The organism is Sphingomonas canadensis, assembly GCF_026013525.1.
GTDB lineage: Bacteria > Pseudomonadota > Alphaproteobacteria > Sphingomonadales > Sphingomonadaceae > Sphingomonas > Sphingomonas canadensis.
Map to the genome: position 1 here is coordinate 571104 of NZ_JAPDRA010000001.1, position 19188 is coordinate 590291.

At 68.9% G+C, this 19188-nt stretch carries 20 protein-coding genes; 10 read left to right on the forward strand and 10 right to left on the reverse strand.

The features are described 5' to 3' along the window. Window positions 1-40: 40 nt before the first annotated feature. Both OM513_RS02810 and OM513_RS02815 read right to left on the reverse strand, forming a co-directional pair. The gene (locus OM513_RS02810; RefSeq protein ID WP_264942616.1) at window positions 41-421 is read right to left on the reverse strand and encodes a PaaI family thioesterase; all 381 of its coding nucleotides are present in this window, start codon (window positions 419-421) and stop codon (window positions 41-43) included. Then, window positions 418-870, reverse strand: a complete 453-nt coding sequence (locus tag OM513_RS02815; protein WP_264942617.1) for a PaaI family thioesterase — start codon at window positions 868-870, stop codon at window positions 418-420. The genes OM513_RS02810 and OM513_RS02815 overlap by 4 nt, the downstream gene beginning before the upstream one ends. 162 nt (window positions 871-1032) lie before the next feature. Between OM513_RS02815 and OM513_RS02820 the strand changes: the two genes are divergently transcribed. Genes OM513_RS02820 through OM513_RS02835 form a run of 4 tightly spaced genes read left to right on the forward strand, consistent with a single transcriptional unit; the run spans window position 1033 to window position 3763 of the window. After that, window positions 1033-1185, forward strand: coding sequence for a hypothetical protein (locus OM513_RS02820; protein ID WP_264942618.1), 153 nt, complete (start codon window positions 1033-1035; stop codon window positions 1183-1185). 46 nt (window positions 1186-1231) lie between these two features. Further along, window positions 1232-2155: a hypothetical protein gene (locus OM513_RS02825; protein ID WP_264942619.1), complete on the forward strand. Its 924-nt coding sequence runs from the start codon at window positions 1232-1234 to the stop codon at window positions 2153-2155. After that, window positions 2143-3057, forward strand: coding sequence for a transposase (locus OM513_RS02830; protein ID WP_264942620.1), 915 nt, complete (start codon window positions 2143-2145; stop codon window positions 3055-3057). Before OM513_RS02825 ends, OM513_RS02830 begins: the two co-directional genes overlap by 13 nt. A 49-nt stretch (window positions 3058-3106) precedes the next feature. Further along, window positions 3107-3763, forward strand: a complete 657-nt coding sequence (locus OM513_RS02835) for a winged helix-turn-helix domain-containing protein (protein ID WP_264942621.1) — start codon at window positions 3107-3109, stop codon at window positions 3761-3763. Here OM513_RS02835 and OM513_RS02840 read toward each other — a convergent pair. Further along, the gene (locus tag OM513_RS02840; RefSeq protein WP_264942622.1) at window positions 3733-4317 is read right to left on the reverse strand and encodes a hypothetical protein; all 585 of its coding nucleotides are present in this window, start codon (window positions 4315-4317) and stop codon (window positions 3733-3735) included. The two genes, OM513_RS02835 and OM513_RS02840, sit on opposite strands and share 31 nt — an antisense overlap. An 81-nt stretch (window positions 4318-4398) precedes the next feature. Here OM513_RS02840 and OM513_RS02845 point away from each other — a divergent pair, with 81 nt between their 5' ends. Together OM513_RS02845 and OM513_RS02850 are read left to right on the forward strand one after the other, a co-directional pair. Continuing rightward, window positions 4399-5184, forward strand: coding sequence for a crotonase/enoyl-CoA hydratase family protein (locus tag OM513_RS02845; protein ID WP_264942623.1), 786 nt, complete (start codon window positions 4399-4401; stop codon window positions 5182-5184). A 25-nt stretch (window positions 5185-5209) separates the two neighbouring features. Next, window positions 5210-5989 carry an SDR family NAD(P)-dependent oxidoreductase gene (locus OM513_RS02850; RefSeq protein WP_264942624.1) on the forward strand — a complete coding sequence of 260 codons (780 nt, stop codon included), beginning with the start codon at window positions 5210-5212 and terminating at the stop codon, window positions 5987-5989. A 357-nt stretch (window positions 5990-6346) separates the two neighbouring features. Here OM513_RS02850 and darG read toward each other — a convergent pair whose 3' ends face one another. From darG to OM513_RS02870, 4 genes are all read right to left on the reverse strand, one after another. Next, window positions 6347-7441, reverse strand: a complete 1095-nt coding sequence (gene darG / locus OM513_RS02855) for a type II toxin-antitoxin system antitoxin DNA ADP-ribosyl glycohydrolase DarG (RefSeq protein ID WP_264942625.1) — start codon at window positions 7439-7441, stop codon at window positions 6347-6349. After that, window positions 7426-8073, reverse strand: a complete 648-nt coding sequence (darT, locus tag OM513_RS02860; RefSeq protein WP_264942626.1) for a type II toxin-antitoxin system toxin DNA ADP-ribosyl transferase DarT — start codon at window positions 8071-8073, stop codon at window positions 7426-7428. The genes darG and darT overlap by 16 nt, the downstream gene beginning before the upstream one ends. A gap of 390 nt (window positions 8074-8463) precedes the next feature. After that, a complete protein-coding gene (locus tag OM513_RS02865) occupies window positions 8464-8991 on the reverse strand; it encodes an SRPBCC family protein (protein WP_264942627.1) in 528 nt (175 codons plus the stop codon). A gap of 61 nt (window positions 8992-9052) precedes the next feature. Then, window positions 9053-9382, reverse strand: a complete 330-nt coding sequence (locus OM513_RS02870) for an ArsR/SmtB family transcription factor (protein WP_264942628.1) — start codon at window positions 9380-9382, stop codon at window positions 9053-9055. A gap of 135 nt (window positions 9383-9517) precedes the next feature. On the opposite strand from OM513_RS02870, the gene OM513_RS02875 reads away from it, so the two are divergent. Then, window positions 9518-10444, forward strand: a complete 927-nt coding sequence (locus OM513_RS02875; protein ID WP_264942629.1) for a hypothetical protein — start codon at window positions 9518-9520, stop codon at window positions 10442-10444. Window positions 10445-10490: 46 nt separating this feature from the next. On the opposite strand, the gene OM513_RS02880 is transcribed toward OM513_RS02875, so the two are convergent. The 3 genes from OM513_RS02880 to OM513_RS02890 are packed head-to-tail and all read right to left on the reverse strand — an operon-like array spanning window position 10491 to window position 14069. Further along, on the reverse strand, window positions 10491-11780 hold the full coding sequence (locus OM513_RS02880; RefSeq protein WP_264942630.1) for a dihydrolipoamide acetyltransferase family protein: 1290 nt from the start codon (window positions 11778-11780) through the stop codon (window positions 10491-10493). Window positions 11781-11787: 7 nt separating this feature from the next. Further along, window positions 11788-12792, reverse strand: coding sequence for an alpha-ketoacid dehydrogenase subunit beta (locus OM513_RS02885; protein ID WP_319951598.1), 1005 nt, complete (start codon window positions 12790-12792; stop codon window positions 11788-11790). Window positions 12793-12800: 8 nt separating this feature from the next. Next, window positions 12801-14069 carry a 3-methyl-2-oxobutanoate dehydrogenase (2-methylpropanoyl-transferring) subunit alpha gene (locus OM513_RS02890; protein WP_264942632.1) on the reverse strand — a complete coding sequence of 423 codons (1269 nt, stop codon included), beginning with the start codon at window positions 14067-14069 and terminating at the stop codon, window positions 12801-12803. 314 nt (window positions 14070-14383) lie between these two features. On the opposite strand from OM513_RS02890, the gene OM513_RS02895 reads away from it, so the two are divergent. From OM513_RS02895 to OM513_RS02905, 3 genes are all read left to right on the forward strand, one after another. Continuing rightward, window positions 14384-16597: a TonB-dependent receptor gene (locus OM513_RS02895; RefSeq protein ID WP_264942633.1), complete on the forward strand. Its 2214-nt coding sequence runs from the start codon at window positions 14384-14386 to the stop codon at window positions 16595-16597. A 161-nt stretch (window positions 16598-16758) separates the two neighbouring features. After that, complete coding sequence (locus OM513_RS02900) at window positions 16759-17505, forward strand: ImuA family protein (protein ID WP_380916235.1); 747 nt, start codon at window positions 16759-16761, stop codon at window positions 17503-17505. Further along, a complete protein-coding gene (locus OM513_RS02905; RefSeq protein ID WP_264942634.1) occupies window positions 17423-19186 on the forward strand; it encodes a Y-family DNA polymerase in 1764 nt (587 codons plus the stop codon). The genes OM513_RS02900 and OM513_RS02905 overlap by 83 nt, the downstream gene beginning before the upstream one ends. Window positions 19187-19188 lie beyond the last annotated feature (2 nt).

Consider the following 19188-nt stretch of genomic DNA (forward strand, 5'->3'; position numbering starts at 1 on the left):
CTGGCGCCGCCCTGCGCGGCCCGCAACCCGCGCACGGCGATCAGCGCAGGATCAGATAGTTCATCCGCGCCGCCGCGATCGGCCGCGCCTCGTCGTCCTGCCAGGCGATCGCCTCCACATTGGCGATGCGGTTGCCCAGCCGCGTCACCGATCCGCGCGCGCGCGTCGTCTTGTCGCGGCCGCCGCGCATATAGTCGACGGTAACGTTCACCGGCTTGACGCGGCATTCGCCGCCCTCGCCCTCCAGCATCTGGTTGAGCGCGCCGATCGCCGCCATCTCCAGCAGCCCGCCCAGCGCGCCGCCGTGCAGGAAGCCCGGCCGTCCCAGCACCTCGTTGCCGAAGGGCATGACGAGTACCGGCGCTTCCGGCCCGGGCTCGACCGAAAGGCCCAGCGCCTCGGCATAGGGGGGCAGCTTCATCGATAGCCCTCCGGCGCCATGAAGGTGCCCGCGACATGCGCGATCGGATCCGCGGGATCGCCATCGTGCGCCTGGCCGCGCACGAACGCGATCGAACGGGTGATGCGATAGCATTCGCCGCGGCCGATCACGCTGCGCCCCGCCGTCGCCGGGCGCAGATAGTCGATCCGCAGGTCCAGCGTGGCATGGGGATGGAAGCTGCTCAGGCGCAGCCACACGCCCACGCTGGTCGCCATGTCCATCAGCGCCAGGATCGGGCCGGATGCGAGTACGCCGCGCTCCACATCGCCGATCAGGCGCGGGTCATAGGGAAGTTCCAGCTCGGCCCAGTCCGGCCCATGATCGCGATAGCCGATGCCGAGCAGGCCGCCATGGCCCGCTGCTCTTGCCGCGAAGAAGCGCGTGGGATCGAACGGCCAGGAACGCGGCGGATCGGTGACTGCGGACATGTCCGGCGCACTAGGGGTTGCCGCGGCTTCCCGCAACGGCTGTTCGCCGCCGCGGATCGATGCGTGCGGTTACAGGGAATTAACTTGGTCCGCCGCGCCCGCTCCCTAGCCTTTGCACGGTCGCGGGCCGCCTTGCCGCCCGCGGGGCAAAGGGGGATGGACATGGGGCTGGTTCAAATCGACGTGGGCGAGATCGCCGAGCTGGGGACTCAGGTGGCGATGCACGGCGCGGTGCGCGCGGGCGAGATGATGGTGGACGAGGTGTTCGATCTGGTTGTCGGCATCGTCGCGCTCGTCATCGAGATCACGGGCTAACCCGGCCGGCATGCCGGCGGCCCCGCCTGATGCCGTGCGCGCGGCGATGCACGGCGCGCGGGCGCCCGCCCAGGCCGCGGCACAGCGCTGGCGGATGGCCGCCGAATATCGCGCGCTGGAAGCTGCGTTCGCCGACTGCCGCACTGACGCGGCCGAGCCCGCGGCAGACCGGGCGGCGCGGCTGCTGGAGGATGGCGGCTGGGCCGCTGCGCTGCTCGCCCCGCTCGTCGCGGCATTGACGGCGGATCCCTTTTTCGAGCCGCCCTTCCGGATCAGCCGGGACCGGATGCGCACCGCCGCCGTGCTGTTCGAGAGCCCGGCGGCGGTGCTGACCGCCAGCGTTCTCGATGCCGCCGAACTGGCGGCCATGGTGCCGTCGGCTACCTTCGTTTTCCCCGGCATGGTCAGCGTCACCCGCTATGTGCGCGCGGGCGGAGCGGTGTTGCGCCGCTGGCGGACCGATCCCATCACGCCGGGCTTTCACGCTGCAGCCGCGCGGCCCGCGGTTTCGCTGGCCCCGCTCGCGTTGGCCGATGGCGATGTCCAGCGGGTCGATGGCCGCACGCATGCGCAGCTCCTCTCGGGTGCCACGGCCGATGTCGTCACGCTGGTGTTCACGATCCGATCCGGCGCGGCGCCGCTGATGCGCGAGCATCGCGTGGCGGACGGCATGCTCGCGCGCGTCGCCAGCGCCGACGATCGCCCCTCCCGCGCGGAGATGCTGCTCGCCTATCTGCGGCTCGAAGGGCGCGCCGACGCGGGCGCGCAGTTCGCTGAAGCCTCGCACGATCCTGCTTTCCAGCTCCGCTGGGCGGCGATCCGCGAGTGGCTCTCGCTCGATGCGCGCGCGGCGCTGCCCCGGCTGGAGGAGATGGCCGCGGAGGACCCCAATGGTGAGATCCGCGCCGCCGCCGCCACCACGCTGCCCCGCGTGCGCCGCCGGATCGCGGAGGCGGAATGCCGCGGCTGATCGATCCGGGGGAGGGCGATGCCATCGGCCTCGACGAGCTTGCCGAGGCGCTCGACGCCGATCCGGTGGACGTGCGCGACGAGGATGACTTCGCCGCGCAGGGGCCTCTGCTCGCCCGGCTTGGGCGCAACCGCACCTTCCTGGCGGACCTCGCGATCGCGGAGCTGAAGACGCGCTGTTCGGGCCAGTCGCGCGCCAATGCCTATGGCCCCCAGGTGTTCCTGCTGCGCCCGCCCAACGGCCGCTATGTGCTGCGCGCCAATTTCTGGCCCGCCCGCGCCGATCCGGTGGTGCGCGCCAGCGGCACGGCGGCGTTCTTCTACGATATGCCGCACGACCATAATTTCCCGTTCCTGACCTATGGCTATGCCGGCCCCGGCTATTGGAGCGACTATTACGAATATGACGCGGCGCCGCTGGCCGGGGTGCCGGGCGAGCCGGCCGGGCTGCGCTTCGTCGAGCGTTCACGGCTCGAGCCCGGGCGGCTGATGCTCTACCGGATGCGCCGTGACGTGCATGTCCAGCACCCGCCTGACAGCTTTTCGGTATCGCTCAACATCCTGGGCGCCGATCCGCTCCAGCCCTGGCTCGAACAATATCGCTTCGATGTGGAGCGCGGCGCGATCGCCGAGGGGCTGACCTGTACCGGGGCGGAGGCGCTGGTGGCGATCGCGGTGCATTTCGGCGGCAACGGCATCGATCTGGCCGATCACCTGATGCGCAGCCATCCGTGCGATCGGATGCGGGTGACGGCGATGGCCGGGCTGGCGTCGGCAGCGCCTTCGCGCGATGCGGCGCACGATCTGCTCGCCCGCGCGGCGGGATCGCCCAGCGCACATGTGGCCGGGCATGCGCGACGGCGGTTGGCGATGCTCGCCGATTTGGCGCAATCGAATCCATAACGGAGCGGTCTTGCGCCGCTGCCCCGGAAGCAGACGTTAGCGTGGTCGCGTGACCGGAATCGTCGCCTGTGCGCTTGTCATGCCCCGCCTTGCCGAAGCGGCGCGCGCGCGTGGCCTGCGCCTGGTGCCGATGACGGCGGATCGCCCGCATCCCCGCGCCCGTGTCGCCGTGATGGGCTGCGACGATGACCCTCGTGCCCGCCTTACTCAGGTGCGCGCGACCGGGTGGCGCCGGCCGCTGCTGCTGGTGCTGCCGCGCGGCGGATGCGTCACGCGCGCGCTCGATGCCGGGGCGGACGATGCGGTCGCCCGGCCGGTGAGCGCGGAGGAGATCGCCGCCCGCATCGCCGCGCGGCTGCGCGCAGGGGCTGAGCCCGGCGCACCGCTGCAGATCGGCGACCTGGCGATCGATACCGTGGAGCGGCGCGTGACGCGCGGCGGCCGGGCGGTGCCGCTGCTCCCGCGCGAATATCAGCTCCTGCTCTACCTCGCCCGCAACGCCGGCCGCTGCGTGGGGCGGGACGAACTGCTGGAGGCGGTGTGGGGCCTGCGCTTCGATCCCGGCACGAACGTCGTCACCGTCCATGTATCGCGGCTGCGCGCGCGGATCGATCGCGGCTTCCCGGTCCCGCTGATCGAGACCGAGAAGGGGCGCGGCTATCGGCTGTCGCCCGATCAGGGCATAAGCTGGACGTCGGCGACGTAGAATTTGGGTGCGTCGGCACCGCTGTTGTTCTGCACCCAGAAGCCGTCGATCGTCCGGTCCTTGGCGCCCAGCGTATCGAGCGGCACGACCACCTTGGTCCAGCCGCCCGGCTTCAGCGCCACCAGCTTCATCCGCGGCGTGGGCTCGTTGTTCTGCGCGGGCTTGGCGGGATCGGGGATCGGCTTGCCGTCGGCGATGGCGATAACGCGCACCTCGGCCTCGCCCCCCACCACCTGGATGAGCATCGATATGCCGCGATAGGGCGCGGTGCTGAACGGCGCGTGGCGCAGATACAGGCCCTGATAGCCCTTGGCCTCGACGCGGATCGGCTTGCGCGCGGTGCCGGTGTCCACGCTCAGCTCGGTCGCGGCCCAGCTCCAATTCTCCCAGCCGGGTCCGAGAGCGTTGTCATACACGGTGGCTTCGGGGCCTGCCGCGGGGGCCTCCGCCTTGGCGGGCTTGGGCTTGTTCGGCACGTCGCCCGGATCGGTCTGGGCCAGCGCTGGGCTCGCGATGGCGGCGGCGAGCAGCGCGCCGGCGAAAAGCAGCTTCATCGATCCTCTCCTGTGTTCCGGTGCCCGGATTTGTCCTAGTAATGCCCCGCACCCGCGCACCGGGGCAAGAGGGAGAGAGCAGTGGACGAGACACGGGTTACGATCGCGATCGAGGATGGGGTCGCCGACGTGCGGCTCGTCAGGGCGGACAAGCTCAATGCGCTCGATCCCGCGATGTTCGCCGCGCTGATCGATGCGATCGCGCGGCTGGAGGCGACGCCGGGGCTGCGCGCGGTGGTGCTGTCGGGCGAGGGGCGCGCCTTTTGCGCGGGGCTCGACATGGCGAGCATGGCGGCGGGCGGATCGGGCCGGGACCTGATGACGCGCACCCATGGCCTGGCCAATGATTTCCAGCAGGTCGCCTGGGGCTGGCGCATGCTGCCGGTGCCGGTGATCGCGGCGGTGCATGGCATCGCCTTCGGCGGCGGGCTGCAGATCGCCAGCGGCGCCGATATCCGCATCGCGGCGCCCGGCACGCGCATGTCGGTGATGGAGATCAAATGGGGCATCGTGCCCGATATGGCCGGCTTCGCGCTGTGGCGCGGCACGGTGCGCGACGATGCGTTGCGCGAGCTGGCCTATACCGCGCGCGAGTTTGCCGCGGAGGAGGGCGTGGCACTGGGCTTCGTCACGCGGCTGGCGGAGGACCCGCATGCCGAGGCGATGGCGCTGGCCCGCGCGATCGCGGGGCGCAATCCGCATGCCGTGCGCGCGGTGAAGCGGCTGGCGGCCGCCGCCGCGGAGGCGGACGCCGCCGCGATCCTGCTGGAGGAAAGCCGCGAGCAGGCCGCGCTGCTGCGCTCGCCCAACCAGATCGAGGCGGTGATGGCCAATATGCAGAAACGCGCGCCCAGCTTCGCCGATTGACGCCGGACAGGGGGAGGAGATCGCGATGGACAAGGGCACCGCACTGGTAACCGGCGCTTCGGCGGGGCTGGGAACGCTGTTCGCACGGCGGCTGGCGGCGGAAGGATATGGCCTGATCCTGACGGCGCGGCGGACGGAGCGGCTTGAGGCGCTGGCGGCCGAGCTGCGCGAGGGCGCGGGCGTGAAGGTGGACGTGATCGCCGCCGATCTGGCCGAGCCCGGCGCCCCCGGCGCGCTGATGGCGGAGATCGGCCGGCGCGGGCTGGCGGTGAACCTGTTGATCAACAACGCCGGATTTGGCCAGGGCGGCGCCTTCGCCACCCAGGATCGCGCGCGGATCGCCGCGATGATCGAGGTCAATTGCCGCGCGCTGACCGAACTGGCGCATGCGGTGCTGCCCGGCATGCTCCAGATGCGCAGCGGCGCCATCCTCAACGTCGCCTCCACCGCCGCCTTTCAGCCGGGGCCGGGCATGGCGGTCTATTATGCCACCAAGGCCTATGTGCTCAGCCTGTCGGAGGCGCTGCACGAGGAGGTGCGCCGCCAGGGCGTGCGCGTCTCGGCGCTGTGCCCGGGGCCGACCGCCACGGAGTTCTTCGACGCCGCCGGCACCAGCCCCGATTTCGCGCTGAAGAAGCTGGCGGGCGACCCGGACAAGGTGGTGCGCGACGGGCTGGCGGCGCTCCGGGCCAATCGCGCGGTGAAGGTATCGGGCCTGCGCAACGCGGTGATGGCGGCATCGGTACGCTTCACCCCGCGCTGGCTGATCCGCCGCGTGGTCGCCACGATCCAGCGTTCGCGCTAGGCCGTGGAATTGTAAGAGCTGCCGGTCGGTTCTCGCCGTAGTAGCGCGCCCATCAACGCGGCATGCGATACCGGTCATGGAAACGGGTTTCGTCCGATCTTCAAGAAGCTCGCGGACATGACGGGGCAATTGCGGTTCCGGTCGGTCGACTACGCGCTGACGCTGGACGGGCGGTTCGGTGACCGAATCGCGCGTCAGATCTCCCAGAAGCCCAAACTCACGGCTTCCTGGCGGTAGTCTCCTATTCGATGCCGAACCGCCGCCTGGGCTGAGGCGAGCGGGGGAGATTGTTCCGCACCAGCCGAGGCGTTCGGGGACGCGACGGATCGGTGAAAATCTCGGTCGGCCGTAAGCGGCTCAATGCGCGGTCGGGCTGCCGCCGTCCGCCAGACGCTTGAGCGCCAGCTCGATCAGCCGGTCGTCGAAGATCGCTTCCTTACGGCGCGCGGCATCCGGGCCGCCCGGCCAGGCCTTGATGCCTTGGCGGATTGCCGGCAGCGTCGCCTCGACTCCTTCGACCGAGATCAACCAGTCGATCGTCGCCAACAATTCCATGCCGAGCGGTGACTCGAACCCGTCGATCAGTTGCGCAGTGGCCTCGAGCGCTGCCCGATAGGGCTTCGCTTCGTCCGTGGTGAAGTAGGCCTGCAGCTTGTCTTTCTTCTCATCATTGAAACGGATGACGTCGAATGGGCCTGCATCGTTGATGCGCTTGTCGCAGGCCAGATAGCTGCCATCAAGTGAGTTCAGAAGATGGCGCAGGTCATCGGCGTAGGGGCCGTAGCGATTGGCGGCGAAGTGCAGGTCGAGCGGGTCTTTCTCGGCAAGCCGCTTGGTCGCGGATTCGAGGAACCATGCGAGCTTCTGAACCTCGAGAAGCGTGCATTCGATGCCGAGCACCCAATAGCGGCGCACAATCTCCGCGACCAATGCGCGCGCGGGGGTGAGCTTCTCCACCCCGGCGCGCTTGGCGACATTCTGATATTTGGACGTTGGCTCGAAGACGATGATCTCGACATCCGACAGATCGATAAAAGCGCGCTCGATCTCGGGCCTAACCTGATCCCATTCGAGCCCGCCATTGCCCGCGCCGAGCGGCGGAATCGCGATCGAGCGTATATGGTTGGTGGTGATGAACCGGTGCAGCTCCGAGAGCCCGGAGCGGATCCATTCGATCCGTGATGGGTGGCGCCAATGCTTCTTGGTCGAAAAGTTCACGATCCAGCGCGGACCAAACATGTCGCTGTTCTGGGTGACGAAGATCGAGCCGGGCTCCAGCGCGTCGTCCGCGCAAGCGCGCTCGTAGAGCTTCGCATTCTCCGGATATTTCTCCTTGAACATCAGTGCGATGCCCTTGCCCATCACACCCACCGTGTTCACGGTATTGACCAGCGCATCAGCGGGCGCGTCAAGCAGATTGCCTGTGGTGTAACGAATCATGAGAAATACCATCCGGGGCGGGTGCGTGCTTTCACTTCAGTTCCGCCGGCCGTCAACTCGGCTGCGACGGATGCGGTGACCTTATCGCTGTAGCAGCCGATTCCGATCAACGCTTTGACCGGTACATGCGTGCGGACGAGTGCCTCGGCCTCGTAGCGCTCGAACTTCGACGGGTCATTGGGGTCGCGCTTGAAGTTGCGTGCCGCGAGCATTCCCCAGTCGATCCAACCCAAATCGTCCGGATTGGCGCTGAACTGAGCCGCCTGGAGATAGGCATGACGATCGGAGAATACAAACGGAAGGCCGAGCTCGCCTAGGCGAGAGATCGACGAGACGAGGATCACGATATCCTCATTGCGCTGCTTCTCTATCCCCCCATAGCCCGTATGAATGTTATACATCATCGGCGAGTACGGCGTGAAGTAGAAAGGCACATAGTCGCTGAGGACGCCTCCATAAGCGGGTGGAAGCGCACGGTGCCGGCGTTTCCCGATCAATTCAGCATTGCCGATAGGCTGGAACGCCGGATCCTGCATGGGAGATGTAGCGCAATGGACGCCGTTCGCTACTAGCCAAGGAATATTGGCCCGGTGGGTAATCCGGAAGATGAGAGCCTTTTTCCGGTTGATCAATTCAGCGGACATTGCGTCCGTGTATCAGATCGGACGCGATCGTGAACCTCCCCGTAAGCCTATGAGATCCGCGGAACTGGCGGCCGGCACTCCCAAAATCCTTAAGGCAAAGGTCTCGCGGCCAGTCGAGCTCATCATGTCCGCTTTCGCGAGCCGGCCGCTGAAAGCGGACAGTCCGCTCCCGGCCCGATAGATGACGTTCGGCAGGCAGGTCAAATGACAGCTTCCGCCGGTAGCGGTCGTCCATGGCCTCTCAACCTGGAGTCGTCTTATCCAGGCTGGCCAGCCCGGTCCCACCGGCCCGGCCACCCATGGCAATCCTGCCGCCGGGTGGCCGGATGGGGAGCGGGCCGGTGTCCATCCGCGAGGGGCGGACAGACCCTGGGCCCGTTCTGGCCTGGTTCACGATGCCTCCAGTGCCGCCGCGGCCTTTGCTTCCGACGCGGCGTGGATCGCCCAGAAATTCTCGACCCGGCCGCCGCGCAGCCGCGCATCGAGCACGGCGAGATGGCTGTGCCAGCCGCCGCCAAAGTTCTTCGCATCCGTCGGGCCGCGCAGCCCGCTGTGGACCAGCACCAGCCGCGTGCGCCCATCGCCCGCGGGCTCCAGCGTGAAGGTCACGGTGCCCGCGTCGCCATTGTCCCAGCTATAGGCCAGAAGGCGCGGCGGAACATAGGCGATGATCGTCTCGAACCATTGCTTGCCCCGGTTGGCGGCATAGCGATCCGGCATCAGCGCATCGCCGTCCGAAAGCCGGTCGTGGTCGAAGGTCATGTAGATCCTGCCGCCCGGATGCCGATCGATGGGGCCGCCCATGAACCACAGCGCGCGCAGTTCCGGATCGGTGAGATAGTCCCACACCTTCTCCACCGGCGCGTCCAGGATGCGTTCGAAGCGCAGCTCCTGCGCGGTGAAACTGTCGCTATGCATGTCCATTCTCCGTGATCCGGGCGCCAGCCAGGCCGTGCGGGTGCGCAGCCGCCGGCATCGCTCATTCGGGCTGCTCCTTTTCCGCCGCGATCAGCGCCTCAAGCCGGTCGAGACGGAGATTCCAGAAACGCTCCCACTGGCGCAGCCATTGCTCCGCCTCGGCCAGCGGCCCGGGGCGCAGCGCGCAGAGCTGGGTCCGGCCGGAGCGGCGGCGGGCGATCAGCCCCGCGCCCTCCAGCACCTTCACATGCTTGGCGGCCCCGGCGAAGCTCATCGCATAGGGCGCGGCGAGCTCGCCGATCGACTTCTCGCCCAGCGCCAGGCTGGCGAGCATGCCACGGCGCGTCGGGTCGGCCAGGGCATGGAAGGTGGCGTCGAGTCGTTCAACCATATGGTTGAATTATGCGCCTTGCCGCTCATAGTCAACCAAGTGGTTTAATTTGATGCGGGTGCGAGGTTTCGTTTGGGGGGGTGCTGGCGCCCGCGACGGCGGGCGGGCATCATCGGGCGCAGGGGGATTTGCCGCATGACCGACGAACTCGATTCCGAACACGCGCCGATGGATCTTCGCCCGTTGCTGGTGACGCTGCTGGGCATCGCGCTGCTGGTCGGGCTGGCGATTCTGGCGCCGATCGCGTTCCCGCGGCTCACGCTGCCGCTGCTGGTCGCGGCGTCCGCCGGGCTGGGTCTGGTCTTCTGGGGCGCGGGCTATCTGTTCGCGATCCGCCATGCGCCGCTCAAATGGAAGCTGGGCAGCCTTGCGGCGCTCGTAGGGGCGGGCGCGCTGGCCGGTCTGGCTGCCGACCGGCTCTATCACGCCGGCGCCTCGACCGATGCGAGCAGCTTCGCCGAGGCAGAGGTGAGCCCGGGCGGCACGATCAACATGCCGCGCGGCGCCACGGGGCGCGGACCGGTGTCGAAGCGCTTCGTGGCGTTTCAGGAAGAGGCTGCCGCCGCGCAGCGCGATTATGGCAAGGCGCTCGGCAAGCTTCAGTTCGCCAGCCTGACCAACCCCTATGCGCTGGAGGAGGACCCCGCGGTGCTGGAGAATTGCGGCGCCATCGCCGCGTTCAAGCCGAAGGCCGACGAATATGCCGCCAAGACCCGGGAGCGGATCGCCGCGATGACCCAGGCGATCGCCGCGTCCAACTTCACCGAAGCGCTGAAGCAGGGCGCGACCAAGATGGCGGTGGTCCCGGGCTTTGACGACGGCGCCGCGGCGCGCGATGCGGAGCTGCTCGCCACGGGAGAGGCACTGTGCCGCCTGCTCGCGAAGCGGAGCTGGCGCAACATCGGCGGCTATTTCGCATTTTCCGGCGGTGACGGCGCTGAATACCGCAAGCTGATGGATCGCCTGGTCGGCGTGGCGGGCGCGGCGCGCAAGGCCCAGATGGCCTCCTATGACCGGATCGTGGAGGGCCAGGAACAGGTCCGCGACGCGCTGGCGCGCTAGGAGCGTTGCCGGGCGGGGCGCGTGTGGCGCTCCGCCCCGGCGCTTCTCAATCCGCGAAGAGCAGTACCGGCGTTTCGAGCAGCTTCTTGAGCGCCTGGACGAAGCTTGCCGCGTCCCACCCGTCCACCACGCGATGATCGCACGAGATCGACAGGTTCATCAGCTTGGCGCGCACGATCTCGTCCCCCTGGAACACGGGGCGCTCGACGATCTTGTTCGGGCCGATGATCGCCACTTCCGGCCGGTTGATCACCGGCGTGGTGGCGATTCCGCCCAGCGGGCCGAGCGAGGTGACGGTGAGCGTGGAGCCGCTCAGCTCCTCGCTCTTCGCCTTGCCGGTGCGCGCGGCCTCGGCCAGCCGGGCGATCTCGGTCGCGAGCTGCCAGACGTTGCGGTCCTGCGCGTCGCGGATCACCGGCACCATCAGCCCGGCATCGGTCTGCGTCGCCATGCCCAGGTGGACACGGCCGTGACGGGTAACCACGCCCGCCTCGTCGTCATAGCGCGCGTTGATCATCGGAAAGGCCGGGATCGTGCGGCAGATCGCGACGATCAGCAGCGGCAGCATCGTGAGCTTGGGGCGGCCGCCGCGATTGGCGTTCAGGTCCGCGCGCATGTCCTCCAGCGCGGTGACGTCGATTTCCTCGACATATGCGAAATGGGGTATCGTGCGCTTGGATGCGGCCATGTTCTCGGCGATGCGGCGGCGCATGCCGATGACCTTGATCGCCTCATCCTCGCGCGCACGGCTGGCATGGGGGGCGTGATAGCCCTGGGCGCCGCCATAGCGCAGATAGGCGTCGAGATCGGCGTGGCGGATGCGATCGCCCTCGGCAGGCTTCACGGACGCCAGGTCGATCCCCAGGTCCTGCGCACGCGCGCGGACCGCGGGGCTGGCGAGGACATGCGCGCGGGCGCCGGGCTCGGCCACTTCCTCCATCCGGCCTGCGTTTGCCGAAGGCCGGCTCTCCACGGGCGCTTCGCCTCCGGCCCGGGGCGCCTCGGCGGGCTCGGCGCGAACCGGGGCGGGTTCTTCGACGGCCGGCGTCTCCGCCGCGATAGGCGCTTCGGCCGGTGCTTCCGCCTCGCCCTCGCCTTCGACCTCGATCACCATCAGCGCCGATCCGATCGGCACCATCTCGCCCACCTCGCCGGCCAGCGCGACGACCCGGCCGGAGACGGGCGATTCCATCTCCACCGTCGCCTTGTCGGTCATCATGTCGGCGACCTGCTGGTCCTCCTCCACGCGATCGCCGACCTTCACGTGCCAGGCGACGATCTCGGCCTCGGCGATGCCTTCGCCGATATCGGGGAGACGGAAGGTGAAGCGTGCCATGGCCGGGTCAGTCCTTCAGGATCTTCTTGAGCGCCTCGCCGATGCGGACAGGGCCGGGGAAATAGGCCCATTCGAGGCTGTGGGGATAGGGCGTGTCGAAGCCCGTGACGCGCTCCACCGGGGCTTCGAGGTGGTAGAAACAGCGTTCAGTGACGAGCGCGGACAGCTCGGCGCCGAAGCCGCCGGTGCGCGTCGCCTCATGCACGATCATGCAGCGGCCGGTCTTTCGCACGCTTTCCTCGATCGCCTCGATGTCGAGCGGAACCAGCGTGCGCAGATCGATGATCTCCGCATCGACGCCCAGCTCCTCGATCGTGGTGGCGACGACATGGACCATCGTGCCGTAGCACAGGATCGTCACCGCCTCGCCCGGGCGCACCACCGCGGCCTTGCCCAGCGGCACCTTGTAATATCCCTCGGGCACCTCGGCGCCGGGGTGATCGGCCCAGGTCCTGGCGGGGCGGTCGTAATGGCCGTGGAAGGGGCCGTTGTAGATGCGCTTGGGCTCGAAGAAGATGACGGGATCATTGTCCTCGATCGCGGCGATCAGCAGCCCCTTGGCGTCATAGGGGGTGGACGGGATCACCGTCTTCAGGCCCGAGACATGGGTGAAAATGCCTTCGGGGCTCTGGCTGTGCGTCTGCCCGCCGAAGATGCCGCCGCCGAAGGGGGATCGCACCGTGATCGGCGCGATGAAATCGGCGTTGGAGCGATAGCGCAGCCGCGCCGCCTCGCTCACGAGCTGGTCGAGCGCGGGATAGATATAGTCGGCGAACTGGATCTCCGGCACCGGGCGCAGGCCATAGGCGCCCATGCCCACCGCCACGCCGATGATGCCGCATTCGGTGATCGGCGTGTCGAACACGCGCGTCTTGCCATATTTGGCCTGGAGCCCCGCGGTCGCGCGGAACACGCCGCCGAAATAGCCCACGTCCTCGCCCATCACGATCACGTCGGGATCGCGCGCCATCATCACGTCCATCGCGGAGTTGATGGCCTGGATCATGTTCATGTGCGCCATCAGATTCCCGCCGCCTTCCGCTCGTCGATCATCTGCTGGCATTGTTCCTTCAGATGCCAGGGCATCTCCTCGAACACGCCCTCGAACATCGTTTCGAACGGCTGGTGCATGCCATGGCCCAGGATGCCGTTCTTCTCCGCCTCCTTCTGTGCGGCCTTCACCCGTTCGGCGCATTCCAGGTCCATCGCGGCGTGGCGCTCCGCGTCCCATTCGCCGATCGCGATCAGGTGCTGCTTCAGCCGCACGACGGGATCGCCCAGCGGCCAATGGCTGTATTCCTGCGCGCTGCGATAGGCGGAAGGATCGTCGGAGGTGGAATGGCCCTCCGCGCGATAGGTGAAATGCTCGATCAGCGTCGGTCCCTGGTTGGTGCGCGCGCGTTCGGCCGCCCATTGGGTGGCGGCATGCACGGCCAGCGGATCGTTGCCGTCCACGCGCAGCCCGGCGATGCCATAGCCGATCGCCCGCGCGGCGAAGGTGGTCGCCTCCGCGCCGGCAAAGCCGGAGAAGCTGCTGATCGCCCACTGGTTGTTGACGACGTTGAAGATCACCGGCGCGCGATAGACGGTGGCGAAGGTGAGCGCGGAGTGGAAGTCGCCCTCCGCCGTCGATCCCTCGCCGCACCAGGTGGCGGCGATGCGGCTGTCGCCCTTGGCGGCGCTGGCCATCGCCCAGCCGACGGCCTGGGGATATTGCGTCGTCAGGTTGCCGGAGATCGAGAAGAAGCCATAGTCTCGCGCCGAATACATGATCGGGAGCTGGCGGCCCTTCAGCGTGTCGCCCTTGTTCGAATAGATCTGGTTCATCAGCCCGGCCAGCGGATGGCCGCGCGCGATCAGGATGCCCTGCTGGCGATAGCTGGGGAAGCACATGTCGTCGCTTGCCAGCGCGTGCGCCGCGGCCACCGCCACCGCCTCCTCGCCGGTCGACTTCATGTAGAAGCTGGTCTTGCCCTGGCGCTGGGCGCGGAACATACGCTCGTCGAAGGCGCGGGTCAGCGCCATGTCGCGCAGCATCGCGCGAAGCGTATCGGGCGAGAGGCGCGGGTCCCACGGACCCACCGCGCGCCCTTCATCGTCCAGCACGCGGACCAGCGAATAGGCCAGCTCGTGGAAGCTCGATGCGGGGTCCGCGGTGTCCGGGCGGCGGGCCGCGCCGGCCGGGGGAACCGCGATGTCGCCGAAATCGACCTCGTCGCCTGGCCGGAAGCGTGGCTCGGGCACGTGCAGCGATAGTGGCGGCAGGTTGGAACGCCGTGCGTCCGTCACGTCACTCTCCGGCAATCGGTCCGCATCGTTGCAGGAAACGCGCGGACTCGGGTTCGATTTCCTTGTTATAAAATTTCAACGGGCTTTGCAAGAAGGGCAGATGTTCTGACCTATTCCGCCTTCCGGCGGCGTCGCTTCCAGCCGTGCGCGCGGGCGATTGCGGCATTCTTGCAACAATGCTGCGACGCAATGCGTGCAAGTGCGAAAAAGAGGCGCGGAAACGCCGCGTCCCCCTCGCCTTTGTTGCGGCTTTTTGTCACCGTGAAGACGGCATCGTTGCGATGCAACACTCAGCGTTCATCGGGAGGGCATAGATGAAGCAGATTCGATCGATTACCGGTTCGCGCGTCCGCTGGCTGAGCGGGGCGGCGATTGCGTCTGCGCTGCTGCTCGGCGCCGCGCCGGCCCAGGCGCAGAGCGACGCGGAAGGCGCTTATGACGATGAGGACACGATCATCGTCACCGCCCAGCGCCGCGAGGAAAACCTGCAGGACGTGCCGCTTTCGGTCGCCACGCTGCCGCCCGCCCAGCTCACCAGCATCTTCGATTCGGGCGACGACGTCACCGCGCTCGCCGCGCGCGTGCCCGGCCTCTATGTCGAAAGCTCGAACGGCCGAGCGGCGCCGCGCTTCTATATCCGCGGCCTGGGCAACACCGATTTCGATCTCGCCGCGTCGCAGCCCGTTTCGGTGCTGATGGACGATGTCGTGCTGGAGAACGTCACGCTGAAGAGTTCGCCGATCTTCGACATCGAGCAGGTCGAGGTGCTGCGCGGGCCGCAGGGCACGCTGTTCGGCCGCAACACGCCGGCCGGCATCGTGAAGTTTACCACCGTGAAGCCCAGCCAGGAGTTCGATTTCCGCGGATCGCTGACCGCCGGCTCGTTCGGCACGGTGACGGCCGATGTCGGCGTGGGCGGCGGGCTGGTGCCCGATCTGCTCGCGGCGCGCCTTTCGGTGCTGTACCAGCGGCGCAGCGACTGGATCGACAACGCCTTCACCGGTGAAGACAACGCCATGGGCGGGTTCGAGGAGTTCGCGGTGCGCGGCCAGCTCCTGCTGACGCCCACGGAGGCGCTCAGCCTGCTCGGCAACCTCCATTACCGCAACCTAGACGGCACGGCCGCGATCTTCCGCGCCAACATCCTCGGCCCGGGCAACAACAAGCTCAACGCCAATTATGATCGCGACACCGTCTATTACGACGCGGGCGGCAACAACCCGCAGAGCTATGAGGGCTGGGGCGGATCGCTGAAGGCCGATTATGATTTCGGCGGCGCCGTGTTCACCGCGATCGGCGCCTATGAATCGAGTAAGGGCAGCAGCCGCGGCGACATCGACGGCGGCAACATGGTGACCGGCCCGGGCTTCATCCCCTTCCCGTCGGACACGCAGGATTCGATCGACCTCGATCAATATACCGCCGAATTCCGCGTCGCGAGCACCGGATCGGCGCCGCTGAGCTGGCAGGTCGGCACCTTCTTCTTCGACAGCGACTTCACCGTGCTGACCGAGGGCTTCGCCTTCCCGCCGCCCACGCTGGTGCGCCACAAGAACCAGAGCTGGGCCGCGTTCGGCCAGGGCAGCTACCAGGCGACCGAATCGTTCAAGGTCACCGCGGGCCTGCGCTATACGGAGGACGACAAGACCTTCACCGTGATCGGCGGATCGCCGCTCAACGATCGCTCGGTCTCCGACGAGCGGCTGAGCTGGGACGTGAGCCTGATGTACGATCTCAGCGCCGACGTGAGCCTCTATACCCGGCTCGCCTCGGGCTTCCGCGCGCCGACGATCCAGGGGCGCGACGTGGCCTTCTTCAACCCGCCCTCGGTCGCGGCGTCGGAGAAGATCCTTTCGATGGAAGCCGGGTTCAAGGCGCTGATCGCCGATCGCCGCGTCCGCCTGAACGGCGCCTTCTTCCACTATACGGTGAACGATCCGCAGTTCACCGCGGTGGGCGGCGCGGGCAACCTGGTCCAGTTGCTCAACGCCGATCGCGGCACCGCCTGGGGCTTCGAGCTCGACAGCGAGTTCCGCCCGGTCGATTCGCTGATCTTCACCATCGGGCTCAGCTACAACAAGACCAAGATCAGCGATTCCTCGCTGGCGGTGGGCGTCTGCGCCCAGTGCACGGTCACCGATCCGATGATCACCATCGCCGGCACGCCGCGCGCGCTGGTGGACGGCAATCCCTTCCCCAACGCGCCGGAGCTGATCGCGGACTTCACCGCGCGCTATTCGGTGCCGCTGGGCAGCGGTGGCGAGCTGTTCGCCTTCACCGACTGGGCGTACCAGGGGAAGACCAACCTGTTCCTCTATGAATCGCTGGAGTTCAACACCGACGATCAGGTCGAGGGCGGCCTGCGCATCGGCTATGCGCGCAGCGACGGCAGCTATGAGATCGCGCTGTTCGCCCGCAACATCACTGATGCGGACAATGTGAAGGGCGGCATCGATTTCAACAACAACACCGGCTTCGTGAACGAGCCGCGCACCTTCGGCATCTCGGTGCGCGCCGCGCTGAACTGACCTGCCGGATCCGGGTTCAGCAGCGCTGAACCCGGATTGCGGCGCCGGCCGCTCCTACGGCAAAGCTGATACGGGCCAGCGTCCGCAAGCTGCCTGTTGACTCGCGGGCAAATGAGAACAGAATGGGAACATTCTGTTCTCCAGCCGAGTCCCGAGTCGCCGTGGCCGATCCCGCCGTTCTTGCCAAGCTCCGCGAAACGCTGCGCGCGATAGAGGCGCCCGCGCTGCGTCGGCGCCCCGTGCTGCCGGTCGGCATCGCACCGATCGATGCGCGGCTCGCCGATGGCGGGCTCCGGCTGGATGCGCTGCATGAGGCGGCGGGAGCGAGTGCCGATCTGGCGGACGATTGCGCCGCCACGCTGTTCCTTGCCGGCATCGCCGCGCGTGCCTGGGGGCCTGTCCTCTGGGTGGTGCGGCGGCGCGATCTGTTCGCGCCGGGGCTGGCGCAGGCCGGGCTGTCGGCGCGGCGCCTGCTCTATGCCGAGGCGCGCGACGACGACGAACTGATGGCGATGATGGAGGAAGGGCTGCGCCACCGCGGGCTGGGCGCGGTGATCGGCGAGGTGCGTCGCGCCGACATGGCGGCGACGCGGCGGCTTCAGCTCGCGGCGGAGGGCGGGCGCACGATCGCGCTGCTGCTGCGCCGTCACGGGCGCGCGGGCAGCGATCCGCTGCGCCCGCCGTCTGCCGCGGTGACGCGCTGGAAGGTGGCGCCAACGCCCTCGGCGGCGCTGCCGGTGGAGGGCGTGGGGCGGCCGCGCTGGCGGCTCGATCTCGTGCGCCAGCGCGGCGGAGAGGGCGGAAACTGGATCGTGGAGGCATGCGATGAAACGGGTCGCTGCGCTCTGCCTGCCGATGTGGCCGGTCGAACGGCTGCGGCGCGCAGAGCGGACCGCCGCGCCGCCTGAGCCGCGCGAACCCCCGGCCGGGCTGCCCGGGCCACCCGTGCCGTTCCCGCCCGCCGCCGGCGGACGCCGGGCCGCGCGGCACGAGGGGCATTGGCGCCCCGGCGCGCGCTGGGCGGGCGACGATTCGCCATCCGCCGCCGGGCATGGGGCGGGCGGGGCGCCTTCGGGCGAATCCTCCGCGCGGGCGCCGCTGCTCCTCTCCGAACGCAGCGGCAATCGCGTGCTGATCCATGCCGCCTGCCCGCGCGCGCTGGCGCTGGGGCTGGTGCCGGGCATGGCGATCACCCAGGCGCGTGCGCAGGTGCCCGGGCTCGATATCCGTCCCGCTGATCCGGCGGGGGACCGGGCGGCGCTGGCCCGGCTGGCGGCGGCGCTGGCGCGGCGCTGGTCGCCGGTGGTTGCGCTGGCGGGCGAAGCCACGCTGCTGCTCGATCTGACCGGGGTCGCGCACCTCTTCGGCGGAGAGGCGGCAATGGCGCGGCGGCTCGTCCGGCTGCTCGCGCGGCTGGGCTTTTCGGCGCGGATCGCGGTGGCCGATACGGCGGGCGCGGCCTGGGCGCTGGCGCATCATGGCGCGGATGCCGTGGCCCTCTGCCCGCCCGGTGCGCATGCCGATACCCTGGCCGCGCTGCCGCCCGAGGCATTGCGGATCGGCGAGGATGCGGCGGAGCTGCTGCGCAGGTTCGGCATCGTGCGCACCGGCACGCTGATGGCGATGCCGCGCGCGCCGTTGGTCCGCCGCTTCGGTGCCCGGCTGGCGCTGCGGCTCGATCAGGCGCTGGGCCATGCGCCGGAGCCGCTCGATCCGGTGGTGCCGCCGCGCTTCATCGCCGTGGGCCGCCGTTTCGCCGAACCCCTGGCCACCGCCGATGCGATCGGACATTGGCTGGGCCGGCTGGCAGCGGAGCTGGGCGAGGCGCTGGCCGGAGCCGGGCGCGGCGCGCGCATGGTGGCGTTGGTGGCCGACCGGGTCGACGGCGTGCCCCAGCGGATCGCGATCGGCCTGGCCCGCGCCAGCCGCGATCCGCTGCATATCGCCCGGCTGCTCGCCCGGCGGATCGAGGCGATCGATCCCGGCTATGGCATCGACGCGCTGACGCTCCATGTCCGCCGTTCGGAGCCGCTCGACCCCCAGCCGGTGGGCGAGGCGATCGATGGTGCGCAGCCGCCCGATCTTGCCCCGCTGGTCGATACGCTGGCGACGCGGGTGGGCATGGCCGGGCTGTGGCGGGCGGCGCCGGTGGAAAGCGACGTGCCCGAACGATCGGTGACGCGCGCCTCCCCGCTCGATCCGCCGGGCCAGCCGCAGCCGCCGATGAAGCCCGACGACGTCCGCCGTCTCGATCGCGCCGGGCCGCTGCCGCCCTGGCATGCCCGCTGGCCGCGCCCTGCCCGGCTGCTCACCCGGCCGGAGCGGCTCGATCACGTGCTGGCCGAACTGCCCGATCAGCCGCCGCGCCGCTTCACCTGGCGCGGCGTGGCGCATCGCGTTGTCCGCGCCGACGGGCCGGAGCGGGTGCATGGCGAATGGTGGAAGCGGCTGAGCGAGGTCCACGGATCGCGCGATTATTTCCGGGTCGAGGACGAGGCCGGGCGGCGATACTGGCTGTTCCGCCGCGGTGACGGCGAGCGCGCGGAGACGGGCGACCTGAGCTGGTATCTCCACGGCGTGTTCGGATGAAC

What these genes read in the sequence shown, in the direction of transcription:
- OM513_RS02820 (WP_264942618.1), top strand. Translation starts at nt 1,033, where the DNA reads ATGGGGCTGGTTCAAATCGACGTGGGCGAGATCGCCGAGCTGGGGACT.
- darT (WP_264942626.1), bottom strand. Translation starts at nt 8,073, where the DNA reads ATGTCCGCTGAATTGATCAACCGGAAAAAGGCTCTCATCTTCCGGATT.
- darG (WP_264942625.1), bottom strand. Translation starts at nt 7,441, where the DNA reads ATGGTATTTCTCATGATTCGTTACACCACAGGCAATCTGCTTGACGCG.
- OM513_RS02880 (WP_264942630.1), bottom strand. Translation starts at nt 11,780, where the DNA reads ATGGCACGCTTCACCTTCCGTCTCCCCGATATCGGCGAAGGCATCGCC.
- OM513_RS02830 (WP_264942620.1), top strand. Translation starts at nt 2,143, where the DNA reads ATGCCGCGGCTGATCGATCCGGGGGAGGGCGATGCCATCGGCCTCGAC.
- OM513_RS02850 (WP_264942624.1), top strand. Translation starts at nt 5,210, where the DNA reads ATGGACAAGGGCACCGCACTGGTAACCGGCGCTTCGGCGGGGCTGGGA.
- OM513_RS02870 (WP_264942628.1), bottom strand. Translation starts at nt 9,382, where the DNA reads ATGGTTGAACGACTCGACGCCACCTTCCATGCCCTGGCCGACCCGACG.
- OM513_RS02905 (WP_264942634.1), top strand. Translation starts at nt 17,423, where the DNA reads ATGAAACGGGTCGCTGCGCTCTGCCTGCCGATGTGGCCGGTCGAACGG.
- OM513_RS02875 (WP_264942629.1), top strand. Translation starts at nt 9,518, where the DNA reads ATGACCGACGAACTCGATTCCGAACACGCGCCGATGGATCTTCGCCCG.
- OM513_RS02825 (WP_264942619.1), top strand. Translation starts at nt 1,232, where the DNA reads ATGCACGGCGCGCGGGCGCCCGCCCAGGCCGCGGCACAGCGCTGGCGG.
- OM513_RS02840 (WP_264942622.1), bottom strand. Translation starts at nt 4,317, where the DNA reads ATGAAGCTGCTTTTCGCCGGCGCGCTGCTCGCCGCCGCCATCGCGAGC.
- OM513_RS02815 (WP_264942617.1), bottom strand. Translation starts at nt 870, where the DNA reads ATGTCCGCAGTCACCGATCCGCCGCGTTCCTGGCCGTTCGATCCCACG.
- OM513_RS02810 (WP_264942616.1), bottom strand. Translation starts at nt 421, where the DNA reads ATGAAGCTGCCCCCCTATGCCGAGGCGCTGGGCCTTTCGGTCGAGCCC.
- OM513_RS02865 (WP_264942627.1), bottom strand. Translation starts at nt 8,991, where the DNA reads ATGCATAGCGACAGTTTCACCGCGCAGGAGCTGCGCTTCGAACGCATC.
- OM513_RS02885 (WP_319951598.1), bottom strand. Translation starts at nt 12,792, where the DNA reads ATGAACATGATCCAGGCCATCAACTCCGCGATGGACGTGATGATGGCG.
- OM513_RS02895 (WP_264942633.1), top strand. Translation starts at nt 14,384, where the DNA reads ATGAAGCAGATTCGATCGATTACCGGTTCGCGCGTCCGCTGGCTGAGC.